Origin of the sequence: Sphingomonas sp. SUN019 (assembly GCF_024758705.1) — a bacterium.
Lineage (GTDB): Bacteria > Pseudomonadota > Alphaproteobacteria > Sphingomonadales > Sphingomonadaceae > Sphingomonas.
The window spans coordinates 3,062,004-3,083,818 of the sequence record NZ_CP096971.1 but is presented as its reverse complement, the minus strand read 5'-3'; the positions used below and the strand labels follow the sequence as shown (position 1 = coordinate 3,083,818).

Below are 21,815 nucleotides of genomic sequence, written 5' to 3'. Positions count from 1 at the left end.
AGGGCGTGAAGATTCGGTGGAGGGAAGGATCAGGGTGTCACGCCGTACTCCGCAAAATCCTCCGCAGCCTCCGGATATACCTTCAGTGCCGCAGCAAGATCGGCCGCGGACTTAGCCTTGTCGCCCTTGCGCGACAACGCCACTCCGCGCCCGTAAAGTGATGGACCGAGCATTGGTTGGCTCTTGAGCGAGCGATCATAGGCGGCGATCGATTCGTCGATCCGGCCGAGACGCAAAAGCACGAAGCCCATGCTGTCATCGTAAGCAGCGCTCCCCGGCGCTTTGGCGATCGCCGCCTCACAGTCGGCGCGCGCGGATTCGAGCAGCACGCCAGCCGTCGCCTTCGCCCAGCACAGGTTGTTCAGTTGCTCGGCTTGCGTTGCGGCGAAACGCGCGGCGGATAGATCACGCTCACCCCCGGCGACGTCACCCGACCGGACGCGCAGGATGCCGCGGCCGACCAACAGATCGTTATTCTTCGGCGCGATCGCCATCGCCGCATTATAACTGGCGATAGCGCCCTTCACGTCACCGACATCGCGCAGGGTCTGAGCCTTGGCTGCCAGCGCGTAGATATTCTTCGGCTCCAGTTTCAGCGCGGCATCGACATCCGCCAGACGACCCGTCTTGTCGGACTTGGGCCGAGCCGTCCGCCGGTTGAGATAAATGAATGCCTCTGGCTTGATCATCAGCGCCCGATCATAAGCGCGCATGGCATCTTCCTTGCGGCCCAGCGCGCTATAGAGGTTCGCCGACGCAACGTACGCATAGACGTTGTCCGGGTTGGCGGCGACGACCGCGGACGCTTCGTGCGCAACCCTTTCCGATTGCCCTTTGCCGCGGAAAATGTTGGCGCGTAACAAATACAGTTCGGGCCAGTTCGGATTTACCTCAATCGCTGCTGCCGCATCGGTCAGCGCCGCATCTTCGTCGCCGCTCGCGTGATAGGCGAAGGCGCGCCTACCGAGTGCGAAAGCGTTGTTCGGCTCGAACTGCAGCGATTTGGTGTAAGCTGTGATCGCATCCTTCGGTTTGTCTTGCATGGCTGCCATCAGCCCTCGACCCCGATAGACCACTGCGCTGCGCGGGTCGATCGCCAACGCTGCATCAAGATCTTTGGTAGCGGCAGCGAACTCGGACTTTTGAACGTTGGTGATTCCGCGATCCGCCAATGCCAGCGCGTGTTTGGGATCGATCGCCAGCGCAGCATCGAAATCCTTGACGGCTTCGTCGTAACGTCCGCGGTCCAGTAATGTGTTGCCTCGCTCTACATACGCATCGGCGGTCTTGGGCGTTTCGGCCAAACTCAAGGCCAATTCCGCTTCGGTCGGCTGATAGTTCGATGGCCGACGAATATAGAGCGTCTGCTCGGCCATATCGCGCAGGGCGATTTGCGCCGCGGGCGCGTCCTTCGCAGCGAATTCGGGAACGATGCTCCGCTCGGTCTTGTCGACGGTGAAGACGCCCTTTGCCAGCGTCACGTGGCGGCGATACTCGACGCCCGCGACGGTTCGGTCGACGTCGTTCTTCCCGCCCGGTTTGATGTCGGGAAATCCTGGCGGCAGCAGGATCGTCTCGACCGTGCGATTGAAGAACGGATAGGCGACCGCAAACGGCGCATCGCGATCAGGACCGGAATCACGCGCGAAATCCGCCTTATATCCAAGTGCGGTCCCGTCGGTTTCGTAAAATCCGGAACTCCAGTCCATTCGCGCGCGGCCTTCCATCGTGAGCCGCTGCTCTCCCGTCTTTGCATCGAAGGTCGCGCTGGCCGCGGTCACATCGATGAAATCGTGTTGCCCTTTCCAATAATCGCGCAACGCCCTGTCGCGCGCGGCGCCCGCCAGATTGGCAAGCCCGGCATTGGTTGCGAGTGCAGCATCGCCACGTATCACCGTTTCGACCTTGGCCGGCGCGGGCACGGTCAAGCCCTTAGTCGCATCGATCCGGATCGACGTGCTGTAGTTGGGGCTTTCCAGCGGCACAGGAATCATCCGCACCAGCGCCGCGCCGCGCTCGACCAGCGGCAGCCCCCAGCCGAACGCCGGCGTCGTCAGCCGGTCGAGACTGGTGTCGCCCGTACGCGTCCCATCCATCCAATAGGTCTTGCCGCCGATCTTCGCCCGAACAATAACGTGATCGAACGCACCGATCAGCGGCAATCGTTCGTCCAGCCCATCGCCCAGCGCCGTACTGACCAGCACCGGTTGCGCTTCGATGTTCAGCGCATGCAGGATCGTCAGCAACAAAACCGACTTACCCTTGCAATCACCGTATCGCCGCCCCCATGTCGCTGCTGCCTCGGCCGGAACATAACCGCCGACACCCATCATCAGCGCGACATAACGGATACGGTTCTGCACGAGCGACAGCGCGGCCTCTGCCTGCACCTTTTGGTCCGGCGACAACGCCCGAATGCGTTCGGCCTCGCTTCGCAACGGGCCCTCCGCAGGCAACACAGCTGCTTTCTGATAGAGTGGCGTCATCAACGCGCCGATATCCGCCCATGAGGCGAAATCGGTCATCTCGATCATCCGCCCCATGCGATAGCGCAGCGGCGCTCCCTTCGGCGGGAGAATCGGTTCTAGGTGATCGTACGTAATTTCGGCGGTTGTCCCGCCATTCGCCTTGATTGGCTTCAGTGCAGGCATCGTGGCGATCTGCCGGATACGGACAGGAATATTCGACGGCCATCGCGCCTTAAAATGCGCGCGGCTGATCGGAGTCCCGTTCCATGTGGCGGTGATCGCTTCGACATGGCCTTTCATCACCGGATCGCGAGATTTGATCGAAGCGGCAAACTCCACCACGTCGCCGACCTGCAATCCTTCAGGCTGAATGTTCGCGGTCAGCACGCCATCCAGCATCGCGCTTTCCAGATTTGTCTCGCGGCGCACGACGGTGAAGGTCTGGCCCGAGGCAAGAACGTCGATCATTTTATCGCCGCGCTGGATCAGCAGCTTGTGGACCGTCAACTCCTGCTGTTCCGGCTCCCACGGAAAAGAGATGTTCCCAGCGTCGAGCCCCTGTGGCGTCTGAATCCTAAGCGCAATCGCGGTGTAGATCGTCTGCTGCCCTGCTTCGAACTCGATCTGCTGATCCGACAACAGGATTCGCACTGCCGCGTCGTCCGACTTTATGGACTCTGCCGGGACAGAAACGGCCGTAACCCAAGCAGGCGCCGGAGCGATAATGACCTTGTCGCCGGCATGTGCCGCCGACGCACCGCACAGCAGCGCAATAAGAAACGGCAATCGCCGCATGACCTGTAACCCCCTGAAACCCCGCGCTCAGCTTAGCGCGCCGGGGGGCGGCGGCAAGTCTCTCTTCATTAAGTGAGAATCGCGAGCCGCCGGTCGGCAGAGGCTCATACGCCGGGCGCGTTTAGCAGATCGCTCGGACTGAAACCGCTCATCGCGCGACTGGGGCCGAGTCCAGCATCACCGCCATGTTCCGCGCCGATCGCAACAGGCTGAGCCGTCCCGACGTCGCGCCGAACTTAACGTTTTCCTACAGACCCCGTTCTGCCTTATGGTGACGTAAGCCATACAGCCGCCGCTCTTTCAGCCTGTCGATCCCTTCATCCCCGCCAGCGATCCGGCGCATCCGGTCGTCGGCGAGAAACGCGCCAGCGTCTCAACATTCTCAACATTCGCGGTCCCGTCGCGGCCTTGCGCGCCGCCCATAGTGTGTGAACTTGTGTGAACTTTGGGTGCGCCGCAGCGGACCGCCGTGAGCAAAGCCCACGTCGTCGGTCGGGCTTGCGCCTACCGCGCGGACGTGGTCGCGCTGCGCTGCGCCTTACCGCGCGTGATAGAAATCATACACCTGCTGCGCGACCGCCGCCGACACGCCCGGCGCTTTCTGCAGGTCGCCCAGACTCGCGTTACGCACCGCCCGCCCCGTGCCGAAGTGCATCAGCAGCGCCTTCTTCCGCGCCGGGCCGATGCCGGGCACTTCGTCCAGCGGGCTCGCGCCGATCGCCTTCGACCGCTTCGCGCGGTGTGCGCCGATCGCGAACCGGTGCACCTCGTCGCGCAGTCGCTGGAGGTAGAACAGCAATGGCGAATTGACCGGCAGCGTCAGTTCCCGCCCATCGATCAGGTGGAACACCTCGCGCCCCTCTCGCCCGTGATCCGGGCCCTTAGCGACGCCCACCAGGCACACGTCCTCGATTCCCAGCGCCTCCAGCACGCCCTTCGCCGCATTCAACTGCCCGCGCCCGCCGTCGATCAGCACCAGATCGGGCCATTCGCCCGAATCGCGATCGGGGTCTTCTTCCAGCGCCCGTGCGAACCGCCTGCCGAACACTTCGCGCATCATCGCGAAATCGTCGTCCGTCGCGGCCTGCTTGATGTTGAACTTGCGGTACTGGCCCTTCCGAAAACCCTCCGGCCCCGCGACGACCATCGCGCCCAGCGCGTTCGCGCCCTGGATATGGCTGTTGTCGTACACCTCGATCCGGTCGGGCGGTTCGGGCAGCTCGAAGAATTCGGCGACCTCGCGGGTGAGCCGCGCCTGCGTCGTGCTCTCCGCCAGCCGCCGCTCCAGCGCTTCGGTCGCATTGCGCTGCGCCTGCTCCATCAGCCGTTTCCGCGTCCCGCGTTGGGGCACGCTCAGTTCCACCTTGCGTCCCGCCTGCGCGGTCATCACCTCGGCCAGCAGCGCCGCCTCGGGCAGTTCGCGATCGACGAACACGGTGCGCGCAGGGGGCACCTCCTCATAGAATTGCGTCAGGAAACTGGTCAGCACCTCGTCCTCGGGCACGTCGGCGGTATGCGCGGGGAAGAAGCTGCGGTGCCCCCAATTCTGCCCGCCGCGGATGAAGAACGCCTGGATGCCGATCACCCCCTCATGGCTGGCCATCGCGAAGATGTCGGCGTCGCCCACCCCTTCGGCATTGATGAACTGGCTGCCCTGGATGAAGGTCAGCGCCTTCAGCCGGTCGCGCAGCACCGCGGCCAGCTCGAAATCCATGTTGGCGGCCGCCGCCTCCATCTCCGCGCCTAGCTTCGCCTGCACGTCGGTCGCTTTGCCCCCCAGGAACTTCTTCGAATCCGATACCAGATCGGCATATTCCTCGACCGACACGCGTCCCACGCAAGGCGCGGAGCACCGCTTGATCTGGTACAGCAGGCACGGCCGGTCGCGCGTCTTGAAGAAACCGTCGGTGCAGCTCCGCAGCAAAAACAGCTTCTGCAATGCGTTCAGCGTGTTGTTGACCGACCCCGCGCTGGCAAACGGTCCGTAATAATCCCCCTTCGCGCGCCGTGCGCCGCGGTGCTTCTGGATGCGCGGAAACTGGTGATCGGCGCGCAACAGGATGAACGGGAAGCTCTTGTCGTCGCGCAGCAGCACGTTGTACGCCGGACGATAGCGCTTGATCAGCTGCGCCTCCAGCAGCAGCGCCTCGGCCTCGTTGTTGGTCGTCACGATCGTCATCGACCGCGTCTGCGCGACCATCCGCTGCAGCCGCTTCGTCAGCCGGTCGACCTGCGTGTAGTTCACAACGCGGTGCTTCAGCGCGCGCGCCTTCCCCACATACAGCACATCGCCCCGCGCATCGTGCATCCGGTACACGCCGGGGCGCACGGGCAAGGTCTTCATGACGTTGCGGATCGCCGCAACGCCCGCCGCGATGTCGGGCGCGTCGGACCCGCGCACCGCATAGGTCGCCTTTTCCTCGTTGAACCGGTCGGGGGGGCCGTAGCTCGCCATGCCCTGCATCTAGGAGTCCGCGACGCTTGCGCCAACCGTCACAAAAGATGGATAGTGTTGCGCAACGATAAAAGGAGGATGGGATGAAACCTGTATTCGCGCTCTCGTTATTGCTGCTTACGGCTCCGGCCGTCGCAGCGAATCCGCCGTCGAAGGCGATCACCACCGCGCTCGCCGACCCAGCCCGCCCCGCCGACCAGAAGGCGCGCGACGCGGCGCGCAAACCGGCCGAACTGCTGATCTTCGCCGGCGTGAAGTCCGGCGACAAGGTCGCGGACTTCATCATGGGAGGCGGTTACTGGACGCGCATCCTGTCGGGCGTGGTCGGGCCGAAGGGCAAGGTGTACGCCTATCAACCCGAAGAATTCATCAAATATCGCGCCGAATATGCGACCGATCAGGACGCCGCGGTGAAGGGCTATGCCAACGTCGTGCCGCTGCGCCCGTCGCTCGCCGCCTTCACCTTCGCCGAACCGCTCGACGCGATCATCACGGTGCAGAACTGGCACGACCTGCACCTGAAGCAATCGCCGCCCGGCTTCGGCGCGGTCGTCGCGAAGAAGCTGTTCGATTCGCTCAAACCCGGCGGGACGTTGCTGGTGGTCGATCACGTCGGCGCGCCCGGCACCGCCGAAACGCTCCACCGCGGTGATCCCGCGGGGACGAAGGCGGAAATCGAAGGCGCGGGCTTCAAGCTCGCCGGAACCAGCCCGCTGTACGAAAACAAGGCCGATCCGCACACCGCTTTGGTGTTCGACCCCGCCATCCGCGGCAAGACCGACCAGTTCATCTACAAGTTCGTGAAGCCGAAGGTCTAGTCGAAGCGGAAGTTCACCGGCCGCTTCAGCGCATCCTTGCCGTCGAATGCGTGATCGGCGAATGCGCCGTCGCGTTCGATCCAGTGGAGAAAAAGGTGCGCCGACCATCCGTTCGGATTGGGGGTGACGCGTCCGTGCCGCCGGTGGACGCCGTTGTACAGCACCGCATCGCCCGGCTGCATCGCCAGTGATCGATACGGCGCGCCGCCGAAGTCATCGTCGACCTCCGCCAGCGGCGCAGAGATCGCCTGCTCGCCCACCTCGAGCGGCCATGGCTCTCCGTCGCTATAGTCCAGCGTCAACGACAGGCTGTGCTCGCAGGAGGGACGGTCGCTGTGCACGCGACATACGTCGCCCTCCCGGTACAGCCGCAGATAATCGTAGGTCGGCAGCAGATCGAGCCCGGTGATCGTCATGATCGCCGGGGTAAGCCCCCACAGGAACGCAAGCATCGGCGGATAGTGATGCCCGTAAAGCTCGGCCGCCTCGCGCTTCAGCAACGCGGAGCTTTTCTGCAATTGTTCGACCGTCCCGCCAGCCGCTTCGACATCGCCCTTCAACTGATTGAGCAGCGCCGTACACACCTCGCGCGGCACCAGCCCCTCGATCAGCGCAAAGCCGTCGCGGGCGTATTCCCCCTGAACCTTCACGCCACCCCGCCGTTTCGCACCACGCGCTCCAGTACGGTCAGCGGCATCGCGCCCAGCGCCAGCACGCGGTGGAATTCGCGCGCGTCCCATTTCGCGCCTGCCTTCGCCTTCGCCGCATCGCGCAATTCCACCCACTTCGTGTGCCCGATCTTGTACGAACACGCCTGCCCCGGCCACACGGTATAGCGATCGATCTCGCCCTGGCTGCGGCCGCGCGCGATGCCGGTGGTCGCGATCAGAAAATCCGTCGCCTTTTCGCGGCTCCAGCGTTTCGAATGCATGCCCGAATCCACCACCAGCCGCGTCGCACGGAACAGCAAGGACTGAAGGTAACCGACCTGCCCCAGCGGATCGCCGTCATACATTCCCATCTCGTCAGCCAGCTGTTCGGTATAGAGTGCCCAGCCCTCGCTATACCCGCTGAAGAACCCGCGCCGCCGGATCAGCGGAATCGTGTCGCTTTCCAGCGCCGCCATCACCTGCAGGTGATGGCCCGGCACCGCCTCGTGATGTGTCAGCGTAGCCAGCCCGAACTTCGGCCGGTCGAACGTGTCGCGCAGATTGATGAAATAGATGCCGGGCCGCGATCCATCCAGCGTCGCGGCCTGATAATAGCCGCCCGGCGCGCCCGCCTGGATCGACGGCGGCACGCGGCGCACCTCGACCGGAGCCTTGGGCAGCACCGCGAATTGTTCGGGCAACCGCGCCTGCATCGCCTTGATCTGCGTGTTGAGCTGCGCGAGCAACTGGTCGCGGCCGGGATCGGTGTTGGGATACAACTGGTCAGGCCGCTTGTTCAGCGCCACCAGCCGTTCGCCGACCGTCCCCTGCGTCATCCCCTGCTTCTTCAGGATTCCGTCGATCCGCGCGCTGATTTCCGCGACCTGCGCCAGCCCCAGCTTGTGAACCGCGTCCCCTGTCATCGCGACCGTCGTCGCCGCCTCGACCGCAGCGGCGTAATAAGCGTCGCCATCAGGCAGTCTCCAGCACCCCGCGTCATGCGACGCCTTCGCGCGCAATTCAGTGACCAGAGCGCGCTGGCGGTCCAGCGCCGGGAACACCTCGCGCTCCACGATCGCGGTCGCCTTCGCCACGCGATCGTCTGGCAGCCCCGCTTCCTTCAGCTTCCGCGCCAGCGACACGACCGGAACGGTCGACGCCGCAGGCTGATCGCGGATCGCAGCAAGCTGCTTCAGCGAGGTATCGAGGATGTAGTCGGGCGCGAACACCCCGCGCGCCGCATCCGCGCGCTGCGCCGCGACGCTGTCGTCGATCGCATTTGGAAACGCCGACAGCCGCGACAGATACGCGTCCGCATCCGCAGCAGTAGCGATGCGGTGCTGCGAATCGAGGAAATCGGGCACGTCGCGATACGGCCCGGTCAATTGCGTCAGGACATAGGGCGCGAACCGCCCACTACTAGCGCCGTAGGTGAATGTCTCGCCCCCGCCGATCGCGCGCCCAAGCTGATAATCGACGATATCGTAGTCGAGCCGCGCCGCGGGCGACAGCGACGCGCGCGGGATCGCCTGGAGCGATGCGCGCTCCGCCTTCGCGCGCGTCAGATCGCGCGCGCGAGATGCCAAAGATTCGTCCGAAAGCCGCGACCGCAGCCCGGCGCGCTCGCCGGTATCCAGACCCAATTGCGTCGCGCTTTCGGGATTGTCGTTCAGCCGGTCGTAGAAGATGCGATCGAGCAGCGTCCGCAGCGTCGCATCCGACGTTCCTTGCCCGAATGCGGTGCCCGGCAACGTGGCGGCGACGGCCGCGGCGCTGCCGCTGGCCAGGAAAGTGCGACGATCCATCTTCTATCTCCCGATTTTGCGGGAGGGGTAGGACAGGCGCGCTGCCCTGCCAACCCGCTCAGGCTGTCGCGAACAGTTTCGTCCCCACAACGCCGACGACGGTCAACGCCATGAATCCCGCCTGCGCCGCGCTCACTCGGTCCCCGAACAGGAACACACCGCCGATGATGACGCCCACCGCGCCCAGTCCCGTCCACACCGCATAGGCCGTGCCCGCGGGAAGGCCGCGCATCGCCCAGGCAAGCAGCCCCATGTTGACGAAGCTGAGGATGATCGGAACCGAAGACGCCTGCCACGTCGCCGCGGTCGCGGCCCATTTCAGGCTGAGCGCCCAGCAGATTTCGGTGACGACGGCGATGGCGAGGACGAGCCAGTACATGGGGTTTCTCCCACGGGCTCGATGGAAAAGCGCACCGCCGGAAACCCGTAAAGAGGCGGTGGTCAAAAGCCTGTCTTCCCCGCGAAAGCGGGGACCATGGCATACGGCATCCACAAGTCACGACCGTGGTGACTGCGGCAAGCCTAGGAAATGGATCCCCGCTTTCGCGGGGACGACAATATGTGCCTAGTTCAGCCGCCCCAGCCCGGCGATCGTGCGATCGACCAGCGCCTTGTCCGCGTCCGCGCCATGACGCTCGGCGATGATCGCAGCGGCGGCCTTCGCCGCCGCATCGGCGGTCTTCGCGCGGACCTCGGCGATCGCGCTGCGTTCGGCAGCGGCGATCTTGTCCTCAGCCATCTTGGCGCGACGGCCGACCAGATCGGCGGCGTCGACCTTCGCCTGCGCGACGATCGCCTCAGCCTCCGCCTCGGCATGATGCGCCATGTCGGCCGCGCTTTTCTCGGCGTCGGCGATCTTCTTCGCATATTCGTCGCGCAACGCCTCGGCCTCGGCGCGCAGCTTCTTCGCCTCGTCAAGCTGCGTGCGGATCGCCGCGATCTGCTTGTCGAGCCCGCCGGTGATCGCCTTCAGGCCACCCTTGGCCAGCACGATCCCCAGGAACACGATCATCGCGATCGAGACCCATACGGTGCCATTCAGCCCGAGCACCGACGGATCGACGTGATGCTCCGCCGCCTCAGTGGTCAGCGCATGACCGCCCGTCTCCGGGACGCCTTCAGCCTCCGCTGCGTGAGACAGGTTCGCAGCGACTTCGGCCGACCCCGCGGTCATGATGACGAAATCAACCATGCGCCGCACCCGTCTTCAACGCCGCCTGAACGGCGCTTTTTGCCTCGTCGACCGACACCTGAGCGCCCGACACGCGCGCGACGATGTCCTGCGCGGCCTCCACGGCGAAGGTTTCGATCTCGGCCATCGCGCGCGTCGCCGCGGCGCGAATGTCCGCCTCGCTCGCCGCGACCTTCGCCGACTGATCGGCATTGGCCGCCGCCAGCGTCGCCTCGCTCGCCTTGGTCGCCCGCGCACGCGCCTCCGCGACCAAGGCCTGCGCCGCCTCGCGATTGGCCTGATCGCGCTGACGCCACGCTTCCTCGGCCTTATCCGCCGCATCACGCGCCGCGCTCGCCGCCGCCAGGTCGCTGGCGATCGACTTGTCGCGCCCGTCGATCGTCGCCTGCACCTTCGGCAGCATCCCGCGGCCGACGACGAAGAAGACGATGCCGAACGTCAGCAGCAGCCAGAAAATCTGCGACGCATAGGTGGCGGCAAGCTGGGAGATCTGAGGCATGGAATTATCCTGCGGGGCGGACGCGGACGGCCGCCCCGAAAGGGATCAGTTACGCGACGAAGATCAGGATCATCGCGACGACGAACGCGAGCAGGCCGAGCAGCTCGGCGGCCGCGAAGCCGATGAACAGGCGGCCCTGCTGGCCATCGGCCGCACCCGGATTGCGCAGCGCGCCTTCCAGGAACGAACCGAACACGGTGCCCACACCGATCGCGGCCATGCCCGCGCCGATCGCGGCGAGACCGGCACCGAGGAGCTTAGCTGCTTCTGCGTCCATGATTATAACTCCAGTTTCTCTTGAGATTGTTGTTGGTAAGGAAAGGCTTAGTGCAGATTGACCGCGTCGTTGATGTACAACGAGGTCAACAGCGCGAAGACATAGGCCTGGATGCCAGCTACCAGCAGCTCCAGCGCGGAAATGCCGATCATCAGGATGAACGACGGTCCGCCGACCAGCACGCCGGTCAGCAATCCGGCGTTGCCTGCGTTGATGACGAACCCCGCCAGCACCTTCAGCAGCACGTGCCCCGCGGTCATCGCGACGAACAGTCGCAGACCCAGCGAGAAGGGTCGCACCATGAAGGAAACCAGCTCGATCACCGGGATCAGCCACATCAGCCAGATCGGCGTGCCGTGCGGCACGAACAGGCTGAAGAAATGCAGGCCGTGGCGCCAGAAGCCGACGATCAGCACGATCGAAAAGCTCATGATCGCCAGCACGCCGGTGATCGTGAAATGGCTGGTGAAGGTGAACGGATGGACGCCCAGCACGCCCAGCGGCAACAGCCCCAGGATGTTGGCGAACAGGATGAACATGAACAGCGAGAAAACGTAGGGAACGTAACGCTTGCCCTCCGGCCCGACATTCGCCGCCAGCATGTTGTCGATGAAGCGCGCCGCGCTCTCGACCATCATCTGCCCGCGCGTCGGCACCAGCTTCCCGTTCAGCCCCATCGACATGAACGCGATCAGCGCCACCACCGCCGCAACCATCCAGGCCGCCGAGTTGGTGAACGCGATCTGGTGCCCGCCGATCGCGAAGCCGTCCCAGATGGTCTGCACCTCGAACTGGTGCATCGGGTCGATCTTGCCGCCGCCTGCCGCCACGTTGCTTCCCTTGAACGAAAGCCTCCGAAATCACTTCGGAGGCTGCGAAATCCGTATGATGTTCCTGAACGCGACGATGATCCCCAGGAACAACATCACGAGCAGACCCCAGGGCGACGTGCCGGCGAACCAGTCGAAGGTCCAGCCGATCAGCGCGCCGCCGACCATGCCGCCCAGAAGCTCGGCCAGAACGCGATTGCCGAGGCGGTAACCCGCGTCGCTTCCCGTCTTGCCCGCCCCCGTGCGGTTCACCTCGTCGTTTTGCGCCGCCTTCAGCCGCTCATCGAGCGACCGCAACCGCGCATCTTCGCCGAGGGTGTCTGGTCCGGGCTCGATCTCCGCCATCCGCACGCTTCCCCAAAAGTCTTCGGGCAGGCAAATGGAATGCCAGGTGGCGAGCCCGCCAAGGCGCGGTCCGGTTAGCCGGGGGGTCGGGGGGTGTCAACCGTTGCGGAGGTCGGGGGTGAAGCGTCCGCAGACTATCCTCCCCCGCCAGGGGGAGGTGGCAGCCGCAGGCTGACGGAGGGGGAGGTGTGCAATGACATCTGCAGTGGTGCCGCCCCTCCGACGCGCTACGCGCGCCACCTCCCCCTTGCGGAGGAGGATTCGCTCAGGTCACACACACCGCGAATCACGCTCCGGCGGCCCCGCCCCGCGCGTCGCCCAAGTCCCACCGGGCGTCTTGTACTTCTCCCCCGCGCTCGTCTGCGCGATGAGATTGCAGCCGCTGGTGAACGCCAGTTGCTCGACCGTCGCGCCGCTCGCCTGCGCCTTTTGCGTATAGGCCGACTTGCGCTGGATATTGATGTTGCTGACGATCGCGCGCAACTCCGCGTTGCCGCCGCCAACCACGCCCAGATAGCCATCGGGCTGTTCGCCCACCTGCCCCGCCGCACGCGCCGCGGCATAGGCCGGGTCGCGCTGCGCGAAGGCTGCGCTCGACACGCCCGTCAGCGCCACTGCGCCGGCAACCATCCACATCACGGTCTTCATCTCAGAATATCCCCGGATTCTGCTTGATCAGCGACTTCGCCTCACCATCGAGACGATACACCACTTCCTGCGTCACGTTGATGTTCAGGTTGATCACGATCGGCTTGTCGGGCGCAGCGACGTTCACGCACGCCGCGGCGGTGCCGGTCAGGGCCAGTCCGATCATCCATTTCATCACGCCGAAGGTCGCGGTACGCTCCAAGCTCGTCAATCCTGTTCGCTTCATGGCATGGTCTCGCTTGCGGGGGGCTGAATGACCGGAGGCATCGTGGGCGGCGCTGCGCGCTTTTCCTGCTCCTCCAGCAACTGCGGCAGGTTGCGCTGGATCAGCCGCTTCGGGTCGTAGAAGGACGCCGCCGAATCGAGCAGGCCGCGGAACGGCGCCTTGATCCTGATGTTGAACACGAACGGCAATCGCTGCAGCCGCCGCACGAGGAAGTTCGACCTTGCGCCCTCCCCTTGATTGACCCCGGCGAAGCGCACCTCGGTGATCATCTCGCCCGCTAGCGGCCCGTTCATGACGACGTTCAGATTCTGGTACTTGAGCGATTTCAGCGCCTGGAACGCGATATTGCCCCACGTGCCCAGATCCTTTTCGGTCAGGTCGCCGACATAGGCGAGCGTACCCCCGCCCTGCCGCACTACCAGCGTCCCATTCTCGATCCGACCGCCGGCATCGTCGAACACCATCGGCAGCACGCCGTCGAACACGCCTGTCGCGTCCAGATTCTTGAAATCGAACTGCTGCAGGAACTGCGCCGCCTCCATGCCGTCGACACGGAACGTCATCCGGCGGGCAACCGCGGCGGAGAAGTCGAGCAGGGTCGGTTGCAGCGTTAGAGTCCCGCCCGCGAACGGCCAGCGCCCGCCATCGACCTGCACCCGGTTGCCCGCCAGCGTGCGATACACGATCCGCCCGTCGTTCACCGCCACGCCGGGATTGATCGACGCGACCGTCGCCACCTGTCCGGCTGCGCTTTCCAGGTTGAGCAGGTCGGTGAAGCGGATCTCGCCCTTTATCCCTGTCGCCGGCCCGAACGCCGCGGCCAGGTCGATCCCGTCGGTGCGGAACGCCCCGGTCGAGGTCACGCCGTCGGGGGACCACGCGATATCGCCCGCCCCGCGCACGCTACCTTGCACGTCGGCGATCACGCCAAACGTCAGCCGCGTCAGCTCGTCGGGCTGGAAATTGTCGTTGAAGGCGATGCCGGGAACGGCGAGCTTCGCCTGTCCGACGCCGCTGGCCAAGGTATGCACGATCCGAACATCGGCGACCTTCACCGATTTGATCGGTTCGTAGAGCGTACCGCCCGCGTCGATCGCGCCGTTCTTCAACGTCAGTGAAACGTCGCGCGCCGACAGCGGCTTGAAACGCGGCAAATCGGTCTGAGCATCGGAAACGGTCATCGCCCCCGTCACACCGAGGTCGCCCCCCGCCAACTTCCAGCGCCCCGCAGCGTCGGTAAGCAATAGCGGCACCGCCCCGATCTGCCCGCTACCCCCCGTGAAGCCACCCGCAACACCACCGCCCGCGATCGCGCCGTCCAGCCGCGCCAGATCGAGCCGCGTCACCCGCTCCGTCGATCCCAGCCGCACCCCGAGCCGATCGACCGTGAACCCGCGCGCGCCAATCCGCATCTCCGCACCCGCCGCAGCGATCGCGATCGGCGAAGACCCCAAAGTCCCCGCCAGCCGCAACGCCCCGGTCCGCGCGCCGCCGCTCACCCCGCGCGAATCGACCCGCACCAGCGCCCCGTCGACCGGGCAAAGGCTCGCCGACATCGGCCGCAGTACCAGCCCCGCCACCGCCAGCCGCTCGAACGCCACCGGCGCGCAGGAGGTGTTGACCGTCAACCGCGATCGTCCGTCCCACACTGCCACGACCGGCAGCCGCAGCCCGTCAACTCGCCCGTCGCCCAACGGCCCCGACAATGTCGCGGTGGCGGCGATCCGCGTCGCCCCGCCCGGCGTCGCGCTGAACCGCACGGGTGTCAGCGCCAGATTCGCACCACCCGTCGCATATCGATCGACCCGCGCCTCCCCGCTGATCGCCCCACCCGCCAGCGGTTGCGAGAGCGACACGCGCATTCCTGGCAAGCCGCCCCCAGCGACGATCGCCACCCCGTCGATCCGCACGCCGCGCGGATCGCCGACGATCACGCCCTCACCCTGCCCGAAGGTCGCGCGCGCGCCATTCGCCGCGTTCAGTCCAAGCCGGCGCAAGGTAAGCAGCCCGCCCGTCCCCCACGCGAACTCGCCCGCCGCATCGAAATTACGCGCCGCCGCCGCCGCTGCGCGCCCCGCCGAAGCGGCCAGCGGCCCGACCGGCGTTCCCACCGTTGTATCGCCGGAGGAAGCCAGCATCCGCTGCGTCGCGCGACTCGCCGCCACGCCCTGCGCCTCCGCCCGACCCGCAACGATCGCGCGACCGCCCGCAACGCGCCATGTGCCCCGCAGGGCGACAGCCCGCCCGGACGCCCCCGCCGCAGCGAACGCCCCGCCGGTCAGCGCCATCCGCCCTTCGGTCCGCCGCGCATCGCCCGCAAAGTCGATCGTCCCGCCCAGCGCAGAAAGCCTCGCCCCGCCCCCCGCCACGCGCGCCACGTTCACACCAGCCCGCCCGTTCCAGCGATCGAGCGCCGGCGACAACGTCGCTTCCACGCTCAGCGCAACGTCACGCGCGGTCCCGCCCGAGCAGTCGACCGCCCTCGCCCGCACTGGCCCAGAAACCCGCGGCCCCGTCGCACGCGTCGCGATCGACAGCAACGCGGTCGGCCCCGTCACCGCGCACCCGCTCGCCGCCAGTCGCTCGCTCGCCAGCGCCAGCGTCCCCCGAAACCCGTCGTCCAGCCGCCCACGCCCGGAAAGCTTCACCCCGACCAGCCCGATCGGCGTCTCCAGCCGCATCCGCCCGTCCGCCACCGACAGGTCGATCGCGGGCAGCGCAAACGGCGCACCCGACGGCGCGGGCAGCAACCGGTCGATCACGCCCAGCGACAATTTCCCGTCGACCAACCGCCCACGCATCCGCACCGATCCCGCACGCACGCCGGTCACCACCGGTCCACCAATACCGATCCGCGTCACGGTCTCGACCCAATCGGCCGCCAGATCGGGCCGCGCCGGATCGCCCAGCACGACATTGGTTAACCGCTGCCGCCCGAATCCCAGATCCGCGATCTCGTATTGCGCGCGCACGCCGCTCGCCGCCAACCGATCGTCGATCAGCCCGCTCGCGATCGGCACGCGTGCCAGCCACACGCCGAACAGCAGCACACAGACAAGTACCGCCACCGCCACGAACACGCGGAAACGCGTCGATCGGCGGCGCGGCGCATCCTGTTCGTCTGCCGCAGCCACCAAGTCCCATCCACTAAACGCGTTACCAGCCACCTTAAACAGCCCGAGGCGACACGCGCAATTGCGCCGAGCATCACACCGCAATAGCGTGGCCCTCGATGGCCGACGCCGATGCGCCCCCCGACAATCACGGCCACCGCGCGCGGCTGCGCGAACGGTTGCTCGGGCGCGGCGGCGACGCTTTGCTCGATCACGAACTGATCGAATACCTCCTCGCGCTCGCCATCCCGCGCCGCGATACGAAACCGCTGGCGAAGGCGCTGCTAAAGGAATTCGGCGGCATCGGCGGCCTGCTGACTGCCGATCCGGACGCCTTGTCGCGCGTTCCCGGCATGGGCGACACCAGCGCCGCCGCGATCAAGATCGCGCACGCCGCCGCGCTCCGTCTGCTCCGCAGCGAGGTCGCCGCGCGGCCGATGCTCGGCAACTGGCAGGCACTGACCGATTATCTTCACGCCGACATGGCGCATCACGCGATCGAACGCGTCCGCGTCCTGCACCTCAATACCCGGAATATGCTGATCCGCGACGAGGTGGTCAGCGAAGGATCGATCGATCAGGCGCAGGTCCACGTCCGCGAAGTGATCCGTCGCGCGATCGACCTCGGATCGGCCGCGATCATCCTGGTCCATAACCACCCCAGTGGCGATCCGTCCCCCAGCCGCGCCGACATCGAAATCACCCGCGCGATCATCGATGCGGGGAAGAGATTGGGGATCGCGGTCCACGACCACATTATCGTCGGCACGTCCGGCCACGTCAGCCTACGCTCCAAGGGATTGATCTGAGCTGCGTTGCGCTTTTCGGTTAAATTCGGCAATCTGCCCGCGGGGGCATTCAGCATGACTCACCACCGATGATCGTCAGCAATCCGCCTGGAACCCGTCCGGGCGGCGGCGATGCGCCCGCGGTCAGACCCTGGCCGATCCGCAAGGTAGGACGGTTCTTTCAGGACTATGCCTTCCAGGTGTTGGTCGGTGTCAGCACGACAATGCTCGGAGGGGCGCTGACAAGCTACATATGGCAGGTGAAAGAGGGCAATCTGCCAAGTCCTCGGGAGATCATTTCTTCGGTGCGATCGGACGGTTTGAATGCTCCGCAGCGACCCGAGGGTATCGTGGGGATCGAGTTGCAATCCGACAACAGTCCCGCGAGCCGGCTCGTCGCCCCTATGCACCTGCGCATTGTCGAGCGAGTGCGTTCCGTGGCGGCCCCGCTGACTGGAACGAGGATCGTCTATCGGCTCGGCGACCTGCACTCCACCGGTACGGCGCGAAGCGCAGTCGATCTGCGCTGGGCGATGCGGACGCCGAGCCGCGGCTGGCGCTTGTGCGGCCCGGTCGGGCTGCGGTTCGCCAATCATTCGGCCCTCGTAGAAGCCATCGCCGCGCGTCTCAACAACGCAATCGCCGCCACCGAGAAATCAGGAGAATCTTCGTGCAGCTGACCGCTCCCCACGCCGCAGCCGTATTTCTCCTTGCGTTGACGTCCTGCTCGCAGCCGGACGGCGCGACGTCGACGACCGAAGACAATTCCGTGACGGGGAAGGCCGTTGCTGCTCCCGATCTGTCGGGGCAAGCGGAACAGGCAGCCGCGCCCTCAATAGCTACGTCGCCCCCACCCGCCGCGCGCTGCCCCGAAGGCGCGAGTTGCTTCGGGCCGCTGGTCGTTCGGCCACAAGCGATGGTGCTGTCCCGTGAACGTCCGCAGGCGGTGATGGTGCGCGGCGTCATCTCGCTCGAAAACCGCGGCGACGATCCGATCAGCGTCGCCATGCCGAATACGCCAGCCGTCTTCAATCTGGACAATGGCGCGCAGGTAAGCAGCTTTTACGGAAGGATCGACGGCATTGCGCGGTGCGGGCGCAACGAGGTGGCGCAAGCGTGCTTCGATCGGTCCGCAAGCGATTTCGCCAACCTGTCGAAGAACGACAGCCCGACAAAGATCAACATTACGATGAATGGACGCTACGATCCGTCGCTGGAGCCGACCGTACCCACCATCGAAAGCGGGGTCCTAACATTTGGTATGTTCCTGGTCCCCGCGGGCGAGGCTGCGCGGCCAGTTTCGGTATCGTTAGATCGCGTTTCGGTTCGCAATCAGCTCGCACGATAGCTGACACACGAAAACGGCCGCCGGATTGCTCCGGCGGCCGCCCTCATACACTGGAAAGTGTCAGATATTTACGAAGCGTTGGCCGCACCGCTGAGGAAGCTTGCCAATTCCTCCTTCGACACCGACTTCGACTTGTCGCCATCGGCCTGCTTGAATGCCGCCTCGTTCCACTTCGGATCGGGCTTCGCCGCAGTTTCGGTACCGGCCGGAGCCTTCGCCTTCAGCGCGTCCATCCAGGCCGCGAATTCCTTCTTGCTGAGCGAGCCGCTGCTGTCCTTGTCATAGGACGCGAATTCGGTCTCGACGATCGAACTCACCTGGCTGCCACCGGCAGGCTGCGCGGCGTCCGCGGTCTGCGCCGGTGCTGCTGCCGTCGGATCGGTCGCGGCGGGCGGCGTTCCCGGGGTTTGCGCGGTCGCTGCCGCAGGATCAGACGGCGGAGTCGCCGTGGTCGGGGCCGCAGGTGTTACAGTCTGCGGTGCCGCGGTCGAAGCAGAAGGTGCCGCTGACTGCGGGGTCGCCATGTCCTGCGCAACTGCAGGAGCAGCAAGAATCATGGCCGAGCCAAGAAGAACATACTTAAGCATCATCAATCTCCAATCAGAGTGTTTGGTGAAAAGGAAAATCGCGATCGGTAAGTTAAACACCGTCCCGCAAGAAACTCTGGATAACTAACCGCCGATCATCAATATAGGTTCCGAATTCGAAATTTGAACCTCGGCCTGTCCCCTGCTAACGGCGGCCTGCCCCGTTTGGCTCCGCGACCGCACGACGAAGCGTGGCCCAGCCGCGACAAAGGATTTCGCCCCATGATTCCTCGTTATTCCCGCCCCGACATGGTCGCGATCTGGACCCCCGAATCGCGCTTCCGCATCTGGTTCGAGATCGAGGCGCACGCGACCGACGCGCTCGCCGAACTGGGCGTGGTGCCGAAAGAGGCCGCCGCCGCGATCTGGGAAAAGGGCGCGTTCGAGGTCGACCGCATCGACGAGATCGAGCGTGAGACGAAGCACGACGTCATCGCCTTCCTGACCAACGTCGCCGAACACGTCGGCGAACCTGCACGCTTTCTGCATCAGGGCATGACCAGCTCCGACGTGCTCGACACCTGCCTCGCGGTGCAGCTCGCGCGCGCTTCCGACATCCTGCTCGCCGACATCGATGCGCTGTTGGTCGTGCTCGAACGCCGCGCGCGCGAGCACAAGATGACGCCGACGATCGGGCGCAGCCACGGCATCCACGCCGAACCCGTCACTTTCGGGCTGAAACTCGCGCAGGCGCACGCCGAGTTCCAGCGCAACCGCTCCCGGCTAGTCGCCGCCCGCGCCGACATCGCCACCTGCGCGATTTCGGGCGCGGTCGGCACCTTCGCTAACATCGATCCGTTCGTCGAGGCGCACGTCGCGGAGAAGCTGGGTCTGACGATCGAGCCAGTATCAACCCAAGTCATCCCGCGCGACCGCCACGCGATGTATTTCGCAACGCTCGGCGTGATCGCCTCCTCGATCGAACGCCTCGCGACCGAAATCCGCCACCTGCAACGCACCGAAGTACTGGAGGCCGAGGAGTATTTCTCACCCGGCCAGAAGGGCTCGTCGGCGATGCCGCACAAGCGCAACCCGGTGTTGACCGAAAACCTCACCGGCCTGGCGCGCATGGTCCGCGGCTATGTCACCCCTGCGTTGGAGAACGTGGCGCTGTGGCATGAACGCGACATCAGCCATTCGTCGGTCGAACGCTATATCGGTCCTGACGCGACCATCACGCTGGATTTCGCGCTCGCCCGCCTAACGCAGGTGATGGACAAACTGGTCGTGTATCCCGCGCGGATGGAGAAGAACCTCAACAAGATGGGCGGCCTCGTGCATTCTCAGCGCGTCCTGCTCGCGCTGACGCAGGCCGGGGTCAGCCGAGAGGACGCCTACCGCCTCGTCCAGCGCAACGCGATGAAGGTATGGGAATCGGACGGCGACCTGTCGCTGCTCGACCTGCTGAAGGCCGACGCGGAAGTGACACTCAGCGACGCCGAACTGGAGGACAAGTTCGACCTCGCCTACCACCTGCGCCACGTCGACACGATTTTCGCGCGGGTATTCGGCGGCGTTTAGCCCGCAAAGATGGCGCGCGCCTGTTCGCAATCGCGCGCCATCTGATCCGTCAGCGCCTCGAGCGTGTCGAACTTCGCCTCGGGCCGCAGATATTCGATCAGCGCGACCTCGATCACCTGATCGTACAGGTCGCCTGAGAAATCGAAGAAATACGGCTCCAGCAATTCCTTCGGCGGATCGAAGCTGGGGCGGATGCCAAGGTTCGCCGCGCCGTCGACCACACGCCCCTCGGCCAGCCGCGCACGCACCGCATAAATACCATAAGCGGGCCGCAGATACGGCCCCATGTCGACATTGGCGGTCGGATAGCCGATCTCGCGCCCCAGTTTGTCGCCATGCTGCACGCGCCCTTCGATCGCGAACGGCCGCGTTAGCAGCCGCGTCGCCGCACGCGGATCGCCCGCCTTCAGCGCGTCGCGAATGCGCGTCGACGAAACCGCCTCCCCATTCAGCGTCACCGCCCCCACCGTTTCCGCCATGAAGCCATGCGCGCGGCCCAGCTCGGCCATCACGCACACGTCGCCGCTTTTGTTGTGGCCGAAGGTGAAATCCTCGCCGGTCACGATCCCGCCAACCTGCAGCGCGCCGACCAGCCGTTCGGCGACGAATTCCTCAGCGGACAACGCCGCCAGATCGCCATCGAAATGGAACACCACCATCGCATCCGCGCCCGCCTCGGCGAACAACCGCTCGCGCTGATCGAGCGTGGTCAGCCGGAACGGCGGCGCATCGGGCCGGAAATGTCGCACCGGATGCGGATCGAACGTCGCGACCAGCGCGGGGCGTCCCTGTTCACGCGCGCGATCGATCGCACGCCCCACCACCGCCTGGTGCCCAAGGTGAAATCCGTCGAAATTGCCGAGCGCGACGATCCCGCCCGCAAGAGCGCCCGGAACCACCGAGCCGCCGTCCAGCCGCTCCATGCGCCGCGCCTTAAGGAAGCGCCGGTCGCGCGACAATCCCCGCGCGGATCACGTGCCGCGCACCAGCGTAACGAAACTATAGCCCGGCCGGTCGCCCTGCATAGGATGATCCTCCCGCGCCTGTTCGCGCCAGCCCGTGAATGGCGGCACGGCCGCGTCGCCCGGCGGCGCTGCGTGCACCTCGGTCAGTTCGATCCGCTCGGCGCGATCCAGGAAAAGCGCGAATATCTCCGCCCCGCCGATCACCGCCGCATCGTCCCCCGCCAGCGCGAGTGCGTCCTTGACCGAATGCGCCGCCTCCGCGCCGGCCGCCGCCCAATCGGCATCGCGGGTCAGCACGATGTGCCGACGGCCCGGCAAAAGGGCGGGAAAGCTTTCGAACGTCTTGCGCCCCATGATCATCGCCCGGCTCATCGTCTGCGCCTTGAACCGCTTCAGATCGGCGGGCAGATGCCACGGCAGCGTCCCGTCGCGACCGATCACACCATTATCCGCGCGCGCCAGGTGAAACGTGACGCGCGTCATGC

General features: G+C 65.6%; 21 protein-coding genes. 5 read left to right on the top strand and 16 right to left on the bottom strand.

Annotated features, from left to right (window positions below):
• Positions 1 to 29: 29 nt before the first annotated feature.
• Both M0208_RS14855 and uvrC read right to left on the bottom strand, forming a co-directional pair.
• Positions 30 to 3,119: a tetratricopeptide repeat protein gene (locus tag M0208_RS14855; protein WP_258892449.1), complete on the bottom strand. Its 3,090-nt coding sequence runs from the start codon at positions 3,117 to 3,119 to the stop codon at positions 30 to 32.
• 682 nt (positions 3,120 to 3,801) lie between these two features.
• On the bottom strand, positions 3,802 to 5,718 hold the full coding sequence (gene uvrC / locus M0208_RS14850; protein WP_258892448.1) for an excinuclease ABC subunit UvrC: 1,917 nt from the start codon (positions 5,716 to 5,718) through the stop codon (positions 3,802 to 3,804).
• Positions 5,719 to 5,801: 83 nt separating this feature from the next.
• On the opposite strand from uvrC, the gene M0208_RS14845 reads away from it, so the two are divergent.
• Positions 5,802 to 6,536 carry a class I SAM-dependent methyltransferase gene (locus M0208_RS14845; protein WP_258892447.1) on the top strand — a complete coding sequence of 245 codons (735 nt, stop codon included), beginning with the start codon at positions 5,802 to 5,804 and terminating at the stop codon, positions 6,534 to 6,536.
• Here M0208_RS14845 and M0208_RS14840 read toward each other — a convergent pair.
• The 11 genes from M0208_RS14840 to M0208_RS14790 all read right to left on the bottom strand — a co-directional run bounded on the left by M0208_RS14840 (position 6,533) and on the right by M0208_RS14790 (position 16,142).
• Complete coding sequence (locus tag M0208_RS14840) at positions 6,533 to 7,186, bottom strand: hypothetical protein (RefSeq protein ID WP_258892446.1); 654 nt, start codon at positions 7,184 to 7,186, stop codon at positions 6,533 to 6,535. The two genes, M0208_RS14845 and M0208_RS14840, sit on opposite strands and share 4 nt — an antisense overlap.
• Positions 7,183 to 8,991, bottom strand: coding sequence for a DUF885 family protein (locus M0208_RS14835; RefSeq protein ID WP_258892445.1), 1,809 nt, complete (start codon positions 8,989 to 8,991; stop codon positions 7,183 to 7,185). Before M0208_RS14835 ends, M0208_RS14840 begins: the two co-directional genes overlap by 4 nt.
• 58 nt (positions 8,992 to 9,049) lie before the next feature.
• Entirely contained in the window at positions 9,050 to 9,370 is a 321-nt protein-coding gene (locus M0208_RS14830) for a multidrug efflux SMR transporter (RefSeq protein WP_258892444.1), read from the bottom strand.
• A gap of 186 nt (positions 9,371 to 9,556) precedes the next feature.
• Positions 9,557 to 10,168: a F0F1 ATP synthase subunit B gene (locus M0208_RS14825; RefSeq protein ID WP_408988157.1), complete on the bottom strand. Its 612-nt coding sequence runs from the start codon at positions 10,166 to 10,168 to the stop codon at positions 9,557 to 9,559.
• A 7-nt stretch (positions 10,169 to 10,175) separates the two neighbouring features.
• Positions 10,176 to 10,682, bottom strand: coding sequence for an ATPase (locus M0208_RS14820; protein ID WP_258892442.1), 507 nt, complete (start codon positions 10,680 to 10,682; stop codon positions 10,176 to 10,178).
• A gap of 49 nt (positions 10,683 to 10,731) precedes the next feature.
• Positions 10,732 to 10,959, bottom strand: a complete 228-nt coding sequence (locus M0208_RS14815; protein ID WP_258892441.1) for a F0F1 ATP synthase subunit C — start codon at positions 10,957 to 10,959, stop codon at positions 10,732 to 10,734.
• A gap of 47 nt (positions 10,960 to 11,006) precedes the next feature.
• The gene (locus M0208_RS14810; protein ID WP_258892440.1) at positions 11,007 to 11,789 is read right to left on the bottom strand and encodes a F0F1 ATP synthase subunit A; all 783 of its coding nucleotides are present in this window, start codon (positions 11,787 to 11,789) and stop codon (positions 11,007 to 11,009) included.
• A gap of 30 nt (positions 11,790 to 11,819) precedes the next feature.
• Positions 11,820 to 12,134, bottom strand: coding sequence for an AtpZ/AtpI family protein (locus M0208_RS14805; protein WP_258892439.1), 315 nt, complete (start codon positions 12,132 to 12,134; stop codon positions 11,820 to 11,822).
• Between the two features lie 270 nt (positions 12,135 to 12,404).
• Positions 12,405 to 12,782 carry a YdbL family protein gene (locus tag M0208_RS14800; protein ID WP_258892438.1) on the bottom strand — a complete coding sequence of 126 codons (378 nt, stop codon included), beginning with the start codon at positions 12,780 to 12,782 and terminating at the stop codon, positions 12,405 to 12,407.
• Position 12,783: 1 nt separating this feature from the next.
• Complete coding sequence (locus M0208_RS14795) at positions 12,784 to 12,957, bottom strand: YnbE family lipoprotein (RefSeq protein ID WP_408988156.1); 174 nt, start codon at positions 12,955 to 12,957, stop codon at positions 12,784 to 12,786.
• Positions 12,958 to 13,004: 47 nt separating this feature from the next.
• A complete protein-coding gene (locus M0208_RS14790) occupies positions 13,005 to 16,142 on the bottom strand; it encodes a YdbH domain-containing protein (RefSeq protein ID WP_258892437.1) in 3,138 nt (1,045 codons plus the stop codon).
• 98 nt (positions 16,143 to 16,240) lie between these two features.
• Between M0208_RS14790 and radC the strand changes: the two genes are divergently transcribed.
• From radC to M0208_RS14775, 3 genes are all read left to right on the top strand, one after another.
• The gene (radC, locus tag M0208_RS14785; protein WP_258892436.1) at positions 16,241 to 16,930 is read left to right on the top strand and encodes a RadC family protein; all 690 of its coding nucleotides are present in this window, start codon (positions 16,241 to 16,243) and stop codon (positions 16,928 to 16,930) included.
• Positions 16,931 to 16,998: 68 nt separating this feature from the next.
• The gene (locus tag M0208_RS14780) at positions 16,999 to 17,589 is read left to right on the top strand and encodes a hypothetical protein (protein WP_258892435.1); all 591 of its coding nucleotides are present in this window, start codon (positions 16,999 to 17,001) and stop codon (positions 17,587 to 17,589) included.
• A complete protein-coding gene (locus tag M0208_RS14775; protein WP_258892434.1) occupies positions 17,580 to 18,257 on the top strand; it encodes a hypothetical protein in 678 nt (225 codons plus the stop codon). Before M0208_RS14780 ends, M0208_RS14775 begins: the two co-directional genes overlap by 10 nt.
• Positions 18,258 to 18,325: 68 nt before the next feature.
• Here M0208_RS14775 and M0208_RS14770 read toward each other — a convergent pair whose 3' ends face one another.
• Positions 18,326 to 18,904 carry an EF-hand domain-containing protein gene (locus M0208_RS14770; protein WP_258892433.1) on the bottom strand — a complete coding sequence of 193 codons (579 nt, stop codon included), beginning with the start codon at positions 18,902 to 18,904 and terminating at the stop codon, positions 18,326 to 18,328.
• A gap of 162 nt (positions 18,905 to 19,066) precedes the next feature.
• On the opposite strand from M0208_RS14770, the gene purB reads away from it, so the two are divergent.
• Complete coding sequence (purB, locus tag M0208_RS14765) at positions 19,067 to 20,365, top strand: adenylosuccinate lyase (RefSeq protein ID WP_258892432.1); 1,299 nt, start codon at positions 19,067 to 19,069, stop codon at positions 20,363 to 20,365.
• Here purB and M0208_RS14760 read toward each other — a convergent pair.
• Positions 20,362 to 21,288 (bottom strand): bifunctional riboflavin kinase/FAD synthetase, encoded by a 927-nt coding sequence (locus M0208_RS14760; RefSeq protein ID WP_258892431.1) that lies wholly within the window; start codon positions 21,286 to 21,288, stop codon positions 20,362 to 20,364. The two genes, purB and M0208_RS14760, sit on opposite strands and share 4 nt — an antisense overlap.
• Positions 21,289 to 21,336: 48 nt before the next feature.
• Complete coding sequence (locus tag M0208_RS14755) at positions 21,337 to 21,813, bottom strand: dihydrofolate reductase (RefSeq protein WP_258892430.1); 477 nt, start codon at positions 21,811 to 21,813, stop codon at positions 21,337 to 21,339.
• Positions 21,814 to 21,815 lie beyond the last annotated feature (2 nt).